The organism is Candidatus Dependentiae bacterium, assembly GCA_026389015.1.
Taxonomy (GTDB): Bacteria; Babelota; Babeliae; order Babelales; family Vermiphilaceae; genus JAPLIR01.
In genome coordinates, this window is record JAPLIR010000029.1 from 68,798 (window position 1) to 84,221 (window position 15,424).

Sequence of the window (15,424 nt, forward strand, 5' to 3'; positions counted from 1 at the left end):
TTCATCTAGATATTATACGTGCAGCACCTTAGGTAGTGGCTTATAAATAAAACAACTAAACGCTTTTTTGTAAAAAGACTGCAAGTCATCATTCACTTTAAGTGCTAAATCAATACGCGAAATATTCCCTTGCACGAGTGAACGAATTTGTTTTGTGCCCAAAACCCTATCAAATTTCTCTGAGCACGTGAGAGTAATCCCCGACTCTTTAAAGAAATCCAGCACCGTAAGCAAGGTATTAAATGCTGAAAAACGATTAATATCATTAATGTGTAGCCGCAATCCCACGCAATATTCTTTTTTAGCAGTATTAAAATAACGATGTGATTTACTTTCTATGCCATGCTCTTTGAGGAGTACATGCAAATCGTGCCATTTATGTTTTGGAAACTTTAAGCGTTCTGGCAACAAGACACATTGAAATGCTTTATCAGTACCTACCCCAATATCAAACGGCGCAACCTCGCCAAGCAATCCTAATACACTGTAGCCATAACAAGCATCAACGGATGTGCCATCACGCAGCAAGCTACCCATTCCTGGTTGTCGCGCCTCAACTTGTCTGTTGTAATGTTCCATGGGTACAACCTGCAAATCAACCGGTTTACTGAGCACATATTTGTTAAAATACTGCGCAAGCTCACCGACCGTCATGCCATGGCGCAACGGCACTGGCAAATCTTGGTATAATTGATTGTCGGACGTTAAAACCCCTTCCATGCACCAGCCCAAAAGATTTGGGCGGTCAAGTACAATAAATTTCTTTTTATACTGTGCTGCCGCTTCCATAGTATCAAGCAGCGTGGTTATGTACCCATAGTAGCGAATGCCAGAATCCTGCATATCAAACATTAATGCATCAATATCAGCAAATATCTTTTTATTAAAATCTTTTTTACCAAACGTTATGATGGGAATGGTTGCGACTTTATCTTTTTCAGATGCCTTAGGTTCAAAATGGCTTCCTTGAGGTACCAATATCTTTTTAACCAAAAAACCTTTTCCAGTAAGTATGTCACTATTTGAGGTACCTTCTTGATCGGTCCCGGTTTGATTGGTTATAAGCGCAATAGAAGGGGCGCGCTTGTTTCTTCCGCTCTGTATTGTCAACGATTTAAAAGTAGATTCTGAAAGGTTTTCGAGGCCTAATTTGAATTTGGCTGCGTTTACCTGTGCCACTGGCTGCTCAACATGCTTTGTGTACCATACGCATAATTGTGGCAAAAATAACGCAACGCCAAGTATTAAAAATACTCTTAGAATAGAAAATGAATGTTTTAGTGCCCTTACTACCCCCCGCATCACTACTCCCCCTTATTTCATAAAGCGCGGTCTAATCAACTTTCATAAATCTCACCTCCGTATGAGATTTTTAATTTCATTATTAAAATACCATGGCCGAAGTTTCAATAGCAAGATATTTCTAATAAAAAAATAAATACATAAAAGTAAAGCTGAAATTATCCACAAAACATTAAAGCTTCTTAAAAATGGCTGTATAGGCGGGGGGGCCTTGAACCAGGAAACACTGTTGACAAATCAAGGGGTTAGCGATATCGTGAAATAGGGGAAAAACAAAAAAACGTTATTATAACAATCTTTTTTAGGGATTTATCATGAAAACCGTATCACAAAAAATAATACTAACTACTCTTATCATGAGTACAATTTTTCCGGCTCATGCTTTGCACCGAAATGATGGCTCTGTATCTGCTGGCGCTGCAGTAGGAATTACATTAGCTGCCGTTGCTGCCGCTGGTGGAATTTATCATTACTGCACCAAAGAAAGTGGTCCATCGGATCAAGACATCATAAATAATGCACAAAATACAATACAGGAAAGCCGTACACTCATTAAGACAACTGGCGGAGATTACAGCTATAATGGTAAAAATGAAGAGGATTTGAAAAAAATAGGAGTATACTTAAAAAACAACAACCACGACTCTATTGGTTATCTTGTTTTAAGTATAAATAGGAATCTCGAGGTACTCAAAAAAAATAAGGAAACTTTAGATGATCGCATCATCAAAGTTGAACAGAAAAAACAGCAACAACAAGGATTTTTACCTAAATTACGATCATCTGCCAATGAAATAGATCAAGTAGCTCCTGTTTTACAAGAGCGTCACAACGTTATCTATGCAAATCAAAACTTTTTTAATCTCGATCGAGCTCTTGCATCTGCGAAGCGTTATGATAATGCATGGGATAAAAAGCAAGTTTCAAAGAGTCTTCACGACAACATTGTAAATTCTGAGCAAAACATCCCTTATTTGAACTATACAAGAAACCTTCAATTCACTATTGATAAGTTAACCTCCGAACATCAGGCAACATGTGCTCAATCACCTGATTTGCCTATTAACGAACGTGCACAAAAGTGTATTGAAAACTTAAAAGCGCTATTTGCTGCTATTTCAAAAACAGATGAATATAATAAAGCAATTAATAATGAAAAAAATTGGGAACGGCAACAAGAAGAAATACGTGTTGAGCGTGATAAAAGAGAAAGAGCGGAACAGCGTGCGAGAGTAGCAGAACAACGCGAAGCAGTTCGTATAGAAGAAGAAAGACGACGTGAAGAAAACCGCTTATTTTGGGAAAAATGGAATTTAGAGATGGAAAAGCAAAAGCTCCAATTAGAAAAGGAAGCATTTGCAAGAGAAAGAGGCCGGCACGCTTAACAAGATATTTCAAGCAAGAGCGAGTGATTAACCTACTGCTGCTCCAACACTCTCATGATATCAACAAGTCTAACAAGCCCTTGCTTTCATTTATTGATGAAAGCAAGGGCTTTATTTATTTGTGGCAAATTGCCAGCCTCCAGTATCTCATATAAAGAAATTTTGAACCTGACTATCACAAATGACGGCGATGTAATCATAGTGGTCTCAAAATGACGGGGAAGGCCTAAAAAGGGGCCAGGAAATAAGACTATATAAATGACAAAGCGCAAGTCACATTGACCCTAAAAGTGTATAGATTCAAAAGTAAGTGTCATAACTGATCGCAATGGCTTTGTGATCGGCCACGCGCTCGGTGCTGGTAATATTCATGATTCAAAAATTTGAGTTTAGAGATAGGCTCTAAAAAGAACGGGCACTGCTTTTTAGAGCAGTGCCCGTTTTGTTTTAATCTCTATTTTTTGTATGCGATTAGATCAACACCAATAAAAGTGAAATCATCGACATAAGCTTAATCAGAATGTTAAGCGCAGGACCGGATGTATCTTTGAAAGGATCGCCCACCGTGTCGCCAATAACCGCTGCTTTGTGAGCATCGGAACCTTTGCCGCCAAAGTGACCAGCTTCAATATACTTCTTTGCGTTATCCCATGCACCACCACCATTGGCCATCATTAATGCAAGCAATACACCTGCAACCGTAGCGCCAATAAGCATGCCGCCAAGACCAGCTTTACCCAAGGTAAAGCGAATGAAAATCGGCAACGCAACCGTGATAACACCTGGCAATACCATCTCTCTTAATGCCGCTTTGGTACTAATCGCAACGCAACGGTTATAATCTGGTTGACCGGTGCCTTCCATGAGGCCTGGAATTTCTTTAAATTGACGACGAACTTCCATTACCATTTCCAATGCCGCATCACCAACTGAACGCATGGTTAAAGCAGAAATAATAAATGGCATGGTGCCACCAATAAACACACCCACTAAAATAACTGGATCAAGAATATCAAGTACTGGCAGACCTGCTGTTTGTGAGTATGCCGTAAACATAGCAAGCGCTGTTAACAATGCTGAACCAATAGCAAAACCTTTACCCATTGCTGCCGTAGTGTTTCCTAAAGCATCAAGTTTATCAGTAATTTTTCTTACTGCAGGATCAAAGCCAGCCATTTCTGCAATACCGCCTGCGTTATCCGCAATAGGGCCATATGCATCGACAGTCATGGTGATACCAACGGTAGCCAACATAGCAACTGCCGCTAATGAAACACCAAATAATCCGCCGCCGAAAGTGAAAGCGAATAATACAACACCTGAAAGCAATATCACCGGTGCTACTACTGATTCCATACCAAGTGAAAGACCGTAAATTAAGTTAGTTGCTGCACCAGAACATGATGATGCTGCCAACTTTTTAATGGGTGCTCCACCTGTGTAGTATTCAGTAATGCTGCCCACAATTGCCCCTGCCATACAGCCAGCTAAGACTGCTATGAATAAGCAATAATCGATGCCCATGTGGCTAATGTAACCATATGAAAAACCTAAGAAAGAAAGAATGGCAATATAGGTTGCGCTACGTAGCATAGCCGCTGGTTGTAATTTTAAAATAGCGTTGGATAACAAACCAATAATAGAGCCCATCATACCAAGAGCAGCCAAGGCTATTGGCAATGCCAAATAGGTAAGATTGGAACCAAATTCATGGTGCGCAACGATAATCGAAGCAACCATTGCACCGATATACGATTCATAAATATCGGCACCCATGCCAGCTGTATCGCCAACACAATCACCAACGTTATCAGCAATAACTGCTGGATTACGTGGATCGTCCTCTGGAATACCTTTTTCAATTTTACCCACTAAATCAGCACCAACGTCAGCTGATTTGGTATAAATACCACCGCCAACGCGAGCAAAAAAGGCAACTAAAGAAGCCCCGAAACCAAAGCAGGTAATCAAAAGAATAAAATCTGGGTGTTCAAAGAAAAGATAGAAAACTGAACCAAGGCCAAGGAGACCGAAACTTGCTACGGAAAAACCCATAACGCCGCCACCAAAGAATGCAACGAGGAAAGCTGAGTGCTCACCGTTATCTTTTGCAGCCATTGTGGTGCGTAGATTTGCTTGTGTTGCTGCATGCATACCAATTAAGCCGGTAGTCATGGAGCACAATGAGCCAGCCACAAAAAGTGCTGCGGCCAATGGGTTCACAAAAAATCCAAGCGCTACGGCAACTATCGCTGCAATAATGGCGATAATTCTATATTCTTCTCTCAAAAAAGTCATAGCGCCACCGCGGATGGCATGGGCAATTTCGATCGCCCTTGCATTCGTTACCGGTATTTGACCGATTTTGTATAAGAGAAATGCTACGACCCCTAGGCCGGCAAAACCCCAAAAACTAAACAAAATAAAATAATTCAGGATTTCCATTCAGAACTCCGTATGTAATGAAACAACACTATTTTGACCTAAAATAACCTAAAGAAAACTCTTTTATCTTACTGGTTTTGGCAAATTTGTAAAGCGAGGGCGGCAGTCAATCTTATTAACTGCCCTTATTTTATTGTACTTCTACATATTGAAATAAGGCCCTGATTTCACTCTCCTTATTTCATTTTGACTCCTGATATTGAAATAAGGATCTGTTTTTGCTATTCTTATTTCAGTTTAATCGCTTATATTGAAACAAGCTTGCCATTAAGAGTGGGGATAATTATGAGAATAACCGGTCAATATCAATACATTGGCAACATTAGACATTTTATTCCCGACCCTTTGCCACCTGAAAATCCACCTTTTATATTAAATACTGAGATTATGGCTCTTTATGGAGACGCCATGCTCCATCTAGGTAAACTCAATGAAATGTCGACAAGCCTGCCCGATGTACAACGCTTTATAAAAGCTTACATTATTAAAGAAGCATTGCTCTCGTCTGCCATTGAAGGAATTCATACCACCTTATTAGATGTCTACACACAACCTTTGCTTGAAGAAAAACCTAATAAAAACACTCAATTGGTAATGAACTATACTACCGCCTTAGAAGTTGCACTCTCATCAATAGAAAAAGACGGCCCCATTGATTTAGAAGGAATTTTAGCTGCCCATAAAGCACTGATGGAACTCGAAGACGATGAGAAAGCAAACCCAGGGAAATTAAGGAACTGTTCGGTGCGCGTTGGTCAACTGATTCCACCACCAGCACATTTGGTACCACCACTTATGGCTGACCTCCAGCAGTACATCAACAACGATAAAACAGTGCCGGCACTGATTCAAGCAGGACTTGCCCACGTTCAATTTGAAACTATCCATCCATTTTTGGATGGCAATGGTCGCATAGGAAGACTCCTCATTGTCCTGATGCTCATAAAAAATGGATTACTTGCTGCACCAATACTCTACCCTTCCTATTATTTCAAAAAATATCACATGGAATATTATCACTACCTTGATGGTGTCAGAATGGAAGGCGATTTTGAAGGCTGGATTATTTTTTATTTGACGGCAATTCGAGACAGTAGTATTGATGCATACAAACGAGCAAAGGGTATTGAGACATTACGCGAACAACTGATTCAACTCATCACAAACAATAATAGATCGCCCAAAGCGCCAACAGCTAAACTACGTGCTCTGTCGATTCTTTTTCATTATCCGGTGATTAGCACAAATCTATTAAGTGAAAAACTCGAGGTTGCATACAACACGGCACACACTATTATTGACGACTTCATTGAGCTCGGAATCCTTGAAGAAGAAACCCAACAAAAGCGAGGAAAATTATTCAAATTCAAAGAGTATCTTGAGATTCTTGATCGTTCCTACGATCGCAAGCTATAATTTTTCTGCCTTGCCGCCCAAGCTCATGATGTCAAACAGTTTATTATCATCATCATTGCCTTTTTTTCTATCGATTCTTTGACGCTTAACTACAGGCTTAGCTGCTTCTTCAGATGCCTTTTGCGCAGCAAGAAGCATCTGATGTTTCTTGTCTGCAATCTCATCAGCCTTTGGATAAAAACAATATTGAGCGATCAGATTAGCCGCAACCTCAGGAAGATAAGGCACATGTCTATACAGAGACCACTTATTACTATCTTTTTTTAATACCTGTAGCTCAGCCTGCTCATGTTTTTCGATGAGTGCGGCAAGAGCTTTGTTCCCATAAAAAAGCGCCCTGTGTTTTGCAGTCCGATCAAGCCTGTCACACAATGTGGTATTAGCGCGATATTTGAGCAAAGACTCAACACATGCAGTTTTATTTGAATTTCCAGCCCAGTGCAATGCCGTCCAGCCGTCACCAGTATCTTTGACATCAACATTAGCCCGATTCTCAAGCAAAAGCTCTAAACACTTTTGAAATCCTTTTTGCGCAGCACAATGAAGTGGCGTAAATCCTCTTTGATTGGCAATATTTACGCTTGGATCATATGCCAATAAAGCTTTCAACAGCCCTACTTTCTTGGTATAAACCAGGTTGTGGATAAGCGTGTCGCCAACATCGTCAACAGCATTAATGTTAGCACCGCGCGCAAGCAATAATGCCAAGCATGCGCTATCAGTAATCTGATGAAGCGGGGTCTCATCTGTCTCATTAGTTGCTTCAATCGATGCATTATTATCAAGCAAGTACTGAGCGCAATCAACATGCCCTCTGTTGACAGCATTATGCAATGGTGTTTCAGCAACATAATCTCGAGCAATTACATCCGCCTTGCACGCAATCAGCACCTCCATTGTTTTTTTGTGTCCCGCAAAGGCTGCTAAATGTAGTGGCCTTTTGCCTTCAGAATTCTGAATTTCAATATCAGCCTTAAGATCAAGTATTGATTTAATTTTGTCATCTAGCCCTTCTTTAGCTGCCACCAATAGGGCTTGAGAATATTTTTTCTGTGCTTCTTTTAAAAGACTATCTACCTTTGCTGATGCACGCGAGTTAGCAGATTTATTCTGATTATTCTGCTCAGAGTCAGAAAGAATATCAGTATCATCATCAGAATCTGCGGCCATTGGCACTAAAAGTTGAGAAACAGAGAATAACGATAGAATCATTAACGATGTTATTATACGCTTCATAATCTTTTTCTCCGTAGAATTATTACAATAAGTTTTTATACGTTATTTTAACGCAGAAGCATCATAACACTGCCTGGCAGGGCATGTCCACAAGCTTTTTACGCTCATTAATAAACAATCAGCGCACAAAAAAAAGTTTTCTACTGCTACCTTTAAGATTCTCTAAAAAATTATTATAATGACTTTACTATCGCCGCCTCGCTAAAAAACAATTTTTGAGAGCCAATAAGTTGATATTCATCGGGGCCTTTGCCAAGCAGCATAATAACACTGCCCGCCTGTGCGTGATCGTATGCTTTTTTAATAGCCAGTGCACGGTCAAGCTCACAGATGACATTGCTTTGTTTTTCAATAGAAATACCAACAAGAATATCGTTGATAATAGATTGTGCATCCTCAGAGCGAGGATTGTCGGAAGTGAGAATAACTAAATCTGCCCATTGCGCTGCAATACCACCCATAATAGGACGTTTTGACGCATCACGCTCACCACCACAACCAAAGACGACTATAAGATGTGGGGTCAAAGATCTGACCATAGAAAGCACAGCTTGGTATGACGATGGATTGTGTGCATAATCAATAAAACAACTTGCGCCATTTGGCAATTGATAGCGTTCAAGACGTCCTGGAACCGCACCAAAAGTTTTTATGGCTTCCGACATTTGACAGGCTGGCAGACCTAATTCAAAACACAAACTCACTACGCCAAGAATGTTATAGACGTTATATTCCCCGAGTAACGATGGACATTCGACAACCATGCTCACATGAGGAGCATTAATAGTTATCTTTAAAGCTTCAAGATCGTTCGCTTGAATTGTTGCGCCATAATCAGCAGCATGGTTTATGCCGAATAATAATGCTTGAGGATAACTATCTGCAAGTCGAGCCACAGCAGCATCATCCGCATTCAACAACAAAGGTGCGTCGATTTTTAGTTGATCGACTATTGCACGTTTTGCTGCAAAGTAATCGTCCATCGTTGGATAAAATTCACCATGCTCTTGCGAAAAATTAGTGAAGATTAATCCATCAAACAATAATCCCTCGGCGCGATGCAATGAGGTTGCCTGTGCCGCAACTTCCATAACCACGATTTGTACACCTGCATCAACACACAAACTAAAAAAGTTATGTAAGTAATCGGGATGCTGTGTGGTGAGATTTGTTTTGAATTGTTGATCTAAAATTTTATTGTACACGGTACTGAGTAGCGCCGTTTTATAACCCGAAACACGCAGTACATGCTCAAGCAAGAAGGCTGATGTTGTTTTGCCCTTTGTGCCGGTGACACCAACAATGCGCAATTTTCGCGCAGGATAGCCACACGCTTGTGCGCTCAGCTGAGCCAACGCTTTACGTGAGCTTTCCACCACCACGAATTCTGCTTGCGCAGTTGCAATCATCATCTGAATTTCATCAGAAAGGTGCATAGTATTTTCAACCACAATAGTGGTCGCACCTTTTTGTAATGCATCAAGAATATAGCGCGTGCCATCTTCCTTCTGACCTTTAATTGCAACGAACGTAGAACCTGCGCCAACGTTATCAGTATGACATGCCACAGGATAAACCTGTGGCATGGAGAGAATTTTGTTCATAGGAATTTATTTTTCTTTTTCGATCTTACTTGCTTGTCCGTCGTAGCTAGCCAAGCTGGAAAGCCTGAATTAGCGAAGTCGGAAAGGGTTAAATTATTTTTCTTGATGTCCAAATGCAATGACATTATTTCTAATAACCGGAATCAACCATAGGATGCCGAATAAATTGATAGCTAACATGAGAGCCAAAATAATATCCCCAAGACTCCATACAGCTTTTACATCGATTAATGCACCACCGAATGCAAAAAGGCAATAGAGTATATTGAACAATAGCACAAAGCGCCCTGTAGTTAAGGATAGCCAAACCTCACGAGTGATAAATGCAAAGCTGACTAAAACGCCGACACCAAAACTTACCGCTAAAAAGGTTATGATGATGCCGCCCAGGAGTGGTCCAAACACCGTTGCCGATGCCGCAATAGTAAGTTCTGTACCATTTAAGCCAGAATTCCAAACCCCTGATGCCACAATGGCCAAAGCAACCAAGAAGCAAGCAATGGTACTCATAAATGTTCCAAGCATTGCAACAATTGCGTCTTTCATCGGCGCCTTGCTGCCTGTAGAGCCAAACAAAATTGCAGCGGTGCCTAATCCAGACTCTGTAGCAAAAATAGCGCGCATCATACCAGCGCGTAACGCCTGCTGCAAAGAAAATCCAAGCAATCCACCTAAGGCTGCTTGTGGCGTTAATGCACTCTGAGTAATTAATAAGAGCGCTCCACCCAAACTCTTATAATGATATAAAAACATTATGATCATAGTGATACAAAATACCACTACTTTTACGGGAACAATCTTATCAGATACTTTAACAATACGCTCAGCACCACCAAAAACTACATAAAAAATAAAAAGTGTAATAGCGATAGCACAAAGCATTGATGAGAGACCAAAGGTCGTTGCCAAACTGGTGCGTATCGAATTAGTTTGAATGCTATTGCCACCTATAAAACAGAAAAGCAAGCAGAGCACAGCATATAATTTCGATAGTACTTTTCCGCCAATCACATCCTGCAAATAAAGCATTGGACCACCAAGTGATGTTTTTCCGGAATGTTTTTGTGCATAATGCATACTTAAAAAAGCCTCTGCAAAGCGTACTGGCATCAACAACAAACCAAAAATAATTAACCATAATGCAGCGCCTGGTCCGCCTGCAAAAATTGCTGTTGCCACACCCGCAATGATACCATTACCCAAGCTGCAACTTAATGCATTGATGAATGCTTGAAGTGGCGTCATACCTCCCTTAGGTTCGTCACATGCAACTTCGCTTTCACACAATGTTTGCGGTTTTGAAGGTTGAAAAATTTGTTTCCATGCATACATAAAATAACGAACTTGAATAAATCTAAATAACACAGTACACAAAACTCCAGTAGCGATAACAAGGATAAAGAGCGGCCAATTGACCAACACGCCACTGATCTGTTTAAGTATTAGTCCAATATCCACAAGGAACTCCTTAGTTATAATTTTTTAATGTACATAGAGATTATGCATAGTATACTTATTTTACTAAATATTAAAATAACAAAAATACAATAGTAGAGTGTTGCACATATGAAAATAGTTGGACTCGATATCGGCGATCAATGGACTGGAACGGCAATTTCTGATGCGTTGCGCATGTTTGCACGTCCGTATAAAACAACCCCGACTAAGGATTTGATTCCTTTCTTGGAAACAGTTCTTGCCCAAGAGCCGGTTACAAAAATCGTTATTGGTTACCCAAAAACTATGCGTGGTACCGTGAGCGATCAAACCAAAAAAGTTGAAGCTGCAAAAGAAAAACTGGAGCAACATTTTCCTAACATCACTTGGATATTGTGGGATGAACGGCTCAGCAGCAAGCGCGCACAAACCCTCAAGGCTGCAAAAACAAAAGAAGAAAAAATACAGTCTCATTCTGTCGCGGCCGCATTCATTCTATCTTCGTACCTTGAATTTCGTCCGCTCGATTCTATTGATAATCATATAGACGAAATAAAAAACTGATCATTGACAAGAATACAAATTTTTAATTAGCTTTCTAATAAAGGAAGCATAATAAAAAAGTGAAGCAATCCAATAAACGGACAAGTCAATAAAAAAGGCTGTCTCAATGCTTTTTTATTGACTCATTCATATGGGTTATACGACCAATCATTAAAAAGGAGATGGTCAAATGAAATGCAAGAAGTGTGATGGGCTCATGGTATTACAATCCTTCTTCGATCACTTTCTGAACTTTGAAGGATGGAAGTGCCTTAATTGCGGCAAAATTATTGTACGCAAGGATAAAACGATAGAATATGATTCATTTAGTATTTTTTACCAACAAAATAAATGTAAGAACCGCAACTAAGTAGAGACTATGTCAACATTCTTAAGCATCCAGAACACCTATGAATCCCTCGACGTGGCCCTATTTAAAGATGGCGCCATGATTGAATGGATCACAGAAGACAAAATTCGCGCAAGCAAACATTTTGTGCTGCTCCTCAACGGCCTCCTTGTTACCCATAAACTGAAACTCTCTGACATATCGTTTATCGCCGTTAACCAAGGACCTGGGCCTTTCACCACATTACGCACCGTCATTGCATCAGTCAATGGCTTGAGTTTTGCAACGCAAATTCCTTTAATAGGCGTCGACGCTCTTGATGCATTTCTGATCGAACAACATAATCCTGACTATTCAAACACGGTCGTGCTGCTGAATGCTTTTAATAATGATGTTTATTTTGGCATTCAACAATCAAACAACAATGATGCAGAAAAAGGTTATGAAAACATCACCGCCTTGTTGCAAAGAATACAAAGCATGTTGCCAGATCAACCTATTCGATTTTTAGGAAACGGCACCCTGTTGCACCTTGCTGAAATACAAAAAACATTTGGCGACAGAGCCATTATTCCCGATCCACTACCCCACACATGTTCGGTAGAATCAATTGGTCTCTTGGGCCTTCAGAAATGGCAGAAAAAAGAAGGGCTCGCGCACGAACTTTTTCCGCTCTACCTCAAGACCTCTGCGCCAAACATAATCCTTAGATAAACCTTTATTTAAGCCATTTTTCTTCCATCTCAAACAACAAAAAAAATAATTCTTGTTTTTTTACATCCCAGCATGTTATTATTCATATTAGAATATATTTATTAAGATTTCGTTTAATATAAACAAAAAATAATGGAGAATTTTATGAAAAATACAATAAATAAAGTACTGCTCGTAGCGGCATCGATAATAACCACCAATGCAATGGCACTAACACGCGGACAGGAGTCAACACAGGCGCTTGCGCAATCAGCAGAAAGAATTCAAGCGCTGTCTCAAAGAGCCGACGAATTAATGAAAGCGGGAGCAAATCTTGACGATAAAGACGCAGAAGGCAAAACCCTCATTATGCGCATTGTTGACAGCTTATATCCCGTAAAAGAATCATTTATTAATTATCGTGATTATATCGCCTTTTTTAATGACTTCATACCAAATACAATAATCTACTGGGATCCCTATAGTGACTCAGGAGAAGCGGCTTCCAACAATTTAAGCACTCTAAAGGCTACTCTTGAAAGCGCAAAAAACTCTATCGATCTATTAATTAAAAATGGCGCTTCTGTTGCCACGACCGACAATAGCAAAGTAACAGCTTGGCAAAGAGGGTTAAACAAGTCTTATCTTGATTTTATTAGAATTCTCAACGAACGCGTTAACCATGATGTAGCCGCACGCCAGCAATATAGTCCGCTCTACCAAATAGCTCGAGACATAGCACTTATCATAGGAACTCCGGTTAATCTGGTCCCCTAGATATTAGCGTAAGACTGTTCTTGCCATGCCAAGGCCAACAGCGACAGCTTGAGTAGCACGCAATATAGTGGGTGTTAAAACACAGAACGTGAAAGAGTACGAACGCAGCAGTTCTTTTTCTTCTGAGGTCAAATCGCCCTCAGGGCCAACCATCAAGAAAAGCTCTTGTGGCGCTGCTGCATGAATGGTGTTGAGCAACGATAAAGCCGCTTGACCGTCAACATCAAAATATATTTTTTGTGCCTGAACAGGGATTTTTTCAAGACATTTTGACAATGCAATAGGCGGGTATAATTCAGGGAATGCAAAGTTTTTTGATTGTTCGGCCGCTGCAACCATAATACGCTGAGCGCGCTCGAATTCTTTTTCTCCACCCCATGTTCGCTGAACCTTTTGTGTGAGCACCAGCTGAACCCGAGTAGCCCCAAGTTCAACCAAAGAATACAGCGCTGTTTCGAAATCATCCCGCTTGAGTATAGGAAGAACAAATGTGATGGCGGGAGTTATTATTTGATTAACTGATTTTACAATAACCTGACAACTCAAGCTTTTTTTACTTGGAGCCTCAAGAATCTCTACTACTAGATTGACCGACTGATCAAACAAGACAACACGTTCGCCAGGTCGCAACCTTAAAATAGAAGTAATGCGGACAACTAATGCCTGATCTTCCAACAAAATAATTGACCCGACCAATGCCTTATTGAGCTGAGAACTAATGTGGGCGCTATACAGCGCAAATTCATGCTTACTACTCATGTTAATTAACTTTTGGTTGCGATCTGGTCATCCAACTCCACCAATTTTTTGCAGAAGCCTTGCATGCTAAAAATTTAAGCACGATAGGAGAACCGATTCTGCGTAACCAGAACTGAAAATTAGAAACAGGTTGTGGTTGTTCAACTACTATACCATCTCGTGACATATCGTCGGCAATACTATCAAATTCATCATATTCTTCCGATTCATCGGTCGCTGCCAATGTCATCTTGGTCGCTTCGACCCGCTGCATCTTACTATCCTGGCTCATAGTTACCATATGGTCTTGGGCAGAAAGACCATTCAAATGCCCTACAAAAATGAAAGTCGCCATAATAATCAGATTTTTTTTCATATACAATATTCCTTATGCAAAAACGCATTTCAACATCATTCGTGGAGTGAAAACCTGAGTATATCACAATGAGACAATAAATGCGACTCCAAAGGCGCCCCCCGCGTTACAATAAAAAAGCCCCAAATTTATTTGGGGCTTTTTTATTGTAACTATTCAAATAAGAACTTACTAACTACAAGAAACCCATGAATATAAATAATCTCCAATTGCAGAAAGTGTAGCCCCCACTGAGTAATAGCATGAAGAAATAAATGATTGATTCTCTTCTACATCATCAAGATCAACCCCTAATTCATCCGTACAAAGATCCCCAACATGATCCTGCGCTCTTGTTGCCATACCATCGTCTTGTGGCAATAACGTAAGAACACCGGCATCTATCAGCTCATCCTTTTTCCAAATGACACCCATGTCACCATTATCATCCAAGAAACAATTAGGCACAACAGCACCACACACACGTTCTATTTTTCGCTCTATGATAAGACTAATGGTAAGGTTTTCATCGCCCACGCCCCACTCAACCGCCAATGAGGTAAACCAACGAACCGCACGGTCAACATGCCCGCCGTTTGAGAAATCAATATTGAACACATCGTTAATGCGCGCATTAGCTCGCATAAATTCTTGAACTTGTGCATCTTCATAAGCAACTAATGAGCTCCAGTCTAACGCGTACACAATTGGATTTTTACTGCGTATCGTGGTTACCAGTAGGTCTTCCATATTCATCGCGCTCCATTCAATATCAACAACGCGTTGTCGATGCTCACCCAAATTCAACATAGCTATGCAATGCTCATTGCTCTCATGCCTTGAAAAACGATTAATTTCGCTCATGAGTTCGTTTAAACCGTAGCGCTCTATGCGAACTACATTTTTTTCTAACGTAAAAAGTAATAACGAAAATTGATTAATACTACATTCAAGAATACCATTATGAGATGCTTTGATGCCGACTGTTGCACCAAGACACATCAATAACAATACTAACCATTGCCTTTTTATCATGCCTCTTTCTCCCTTTTGATTATAGAACAACTACGACTATCTACTCATAATCTTGCTTACATGACCATCCTATCACCATACTATAGTACAACAATGGATATCAATACCT

The 15,424-nt window shown here is 40.2% G+C and carries 13 protein-coding genes; 5 read left to right on the forward strand and 8 right to left on the reverse strand.

Annotation, left to right across the window (positions count from 1 at the left end):
* Window positions 1–12 precede the first annotated feature (12 nt).
* Window positions 13–1,302 (reverse strand): DUF1343 domain-containing protein, encoded by a 1,290-nt coding sequence (locus NTX86_06170; protein MCX5922881.1) that lies wholly within the window; start codon window positions 1,300–1,302, stop codon window positions 13–15.
* Window positions 1,303–1,616: 314 nt separating this feature from the next.
* On the opposite strand from NTX86_06170, the gene NTX86_06175 reads away from it, so the two are divergent.
* Window positions 1,617–2,687: a hypothetical protein gene (locus tag NTX86_06175; GenBank protein MCX5922882.1), complete on the forward strand. Its 1,071-nt coding sequence runs from the start codon at window positions 1,617–1,619 to the stop codon at window positions 2,685–2,687.
* A gap of 471 nt (window positions 2,688–3,158) precedes the next feature.
* On the opposite strand, the gene NTX86_06180 is transcribed toward NTX86_06175, so the two are convergent.
* Window positions 3,159–5,132, reverse strand: a complete 1,974-nt coding sequence (locus NTX86_06180) for a sodium-translocating pyrophosphatase (GenBank protein ID MCX5922883.1) — start codon at window positions 5,130–5,132, stop codon at window positions 3,159–3,161.
* Between the two features lie 285 nt (window positions 5,133–5,417).
* Between NTX86_06180 and NTX86_06185 the strand changes: the two genes are divergently transcribed.
* A complete protein-coding gene (locus NTX86_06185; GenBank protein ID MCX5922884.1) occupies window positions 5,418–6,548 on the forward strand; it encodes a Fic family protein in 1,131 nt (376 codons plus the stop codon).
* On the opposite strand, the gene NTX86_06190 is transcribed toward NTX86_06185, so the two are convergent.
* The 3 genes from NTX86_06190 to NTX86_06200 all read right to left on the reverse strand — a co-directional run bounded on the left by NTX86_06190 (window position 6,543) and on the right by NTX86_06200 (window position 10,846).
* Window positions 6,543–7,784 carry an ankyrin repeat domain-containing protein gene (locus NTX86_06190; protein MCX5922885.1) on the reverse strand — a complete coding sequence of 414 codons (1,242 nt, stop codon included), beginning with the start codon at window positions 7,782–7,784 and terminating at the stop codon, window positions 6,543–6,545. The two genes, NTX86_06185 and NTX86_06190, sit on opposite strands and share 6 nt — an antisense overlap.
* 173 nt (window positions 7,785–7,957) lie before the next feature.
* Window positions 7,958–9,388 (reverse strand): UDP-N-acetylmuramoyl-L-alanyl-D-glutamate--2,6-diaminopimelate ligase, encoded by a 1,431-nt coding sequence (locus NTX86_06195; protein MCX5922886.1) that lies wholly within the window; start codon window positions 9,386–9,388, stop codon window positions 7,958–7,960.
* Between the two features lie 93 nt (window positions 9,389–9,481).
* A complete protein-coding gene (locus NTX86_06200) occupies window positions 9,482–10,846 on the reverse strand; it encodes an amino acid carrier protein (protein ID MCX5922887.1) in 1,365 nt (454 codons plus the stop codon).
* A gap of 108 nt (window positions 10,847–10,954) precedes the next feature.
* Here NTX86_06200 and ruvX point away from each other — a divergent pair, with 108 nt between their 5' ends.
* The 3 genes from ruvX to NTX86_06215 all read left to right on the forward strand — a co-directional run bounded on the left by ruvX (window position 10,955) and on the right by NTX86_06215 (window position 13,187).
* Entirely contained in the window at window positions 10,955–11,389 is a 435-nt protein-coding gene (gene ruvX, locus NTX86_06205; protein ID MCX5922888.1) for a Holliday junction resolvase RuvX, read from the forward strand.
* 358 nt (window positions 11,390–11,747) lie between these two features.
* Window positions 11,748–12,431 (forward strand): tRNA (adenosine(37)-N6)-threonylcarbamoyltransferase complex dimerization subunit type 1 TsaB, encoded by a 684-nt coding sequence (tsaB, locus tag NTX86_06210; protein MCX5922889.1) that lies wholly within the window; start codon window positions 11,748–11,750, stop codon window positions 12,429–12,431.
* Between the two features lie 144 nt (window positions 12,432–12,575).
* The gene (locus tag NTX86_06215; GenBank protein ID MCX5922890.1) at window positions 12,576–13,187 is read left to right on the forward strand and encodes a hypothetical protein; all 612 of its coding nucleotides are present in this window, start codon (window positions 12,576–12,578) and stop codon (window positions 13,185–13,187) included.
* A gap of 3 nt (window positions 13,188–13,190) precedes the next feature.
* On the opposite strand, the gene NTX86_06220 is transcribed toward NTX86_06215, so the two are convergent.
* From NTX86_06220 to NTX86_06230, 3 genes are all read right to left on the reverse strand, one after another.
* Complete coding sequence (locus tag NTX86_06220) at window positions 13,191–13,946, reverse strand: RsmE family RNA methyltransferase (protein ID MCX5922891.1); 756 nt, start codon at window positions 13,944–13,946, stop codon at window positions 13,191–13,193.
* Window position 13,947: 1 nt separating this feature from the next.
* Complete coding sequence (locus NTX86_06225; GenBank protein ID MCX5922892.1) at window positions 13,948–14,301, reverse strand: hypothetical protein; 354 nt, start codon at window positions 14,299–14,301, stop codon at window positions 13,948–13,950.
* A gap of 171 nt (window positions 14,302–14,472) precedes the next feature.
* The gene (locus NTX86_06230) at window positions 14,473–15,315 is read right to left on the reverse strand and encodes a hypothetical protein (protein MCX5922893.1); all 843 of its coding nucleotides are present in this window, start codon (window positions 15,313–15,315) and stop codon (window positions 14,473–14,475) included.
* Window positions 15,316–15,424: the final 109 nt, after the last annotated feature.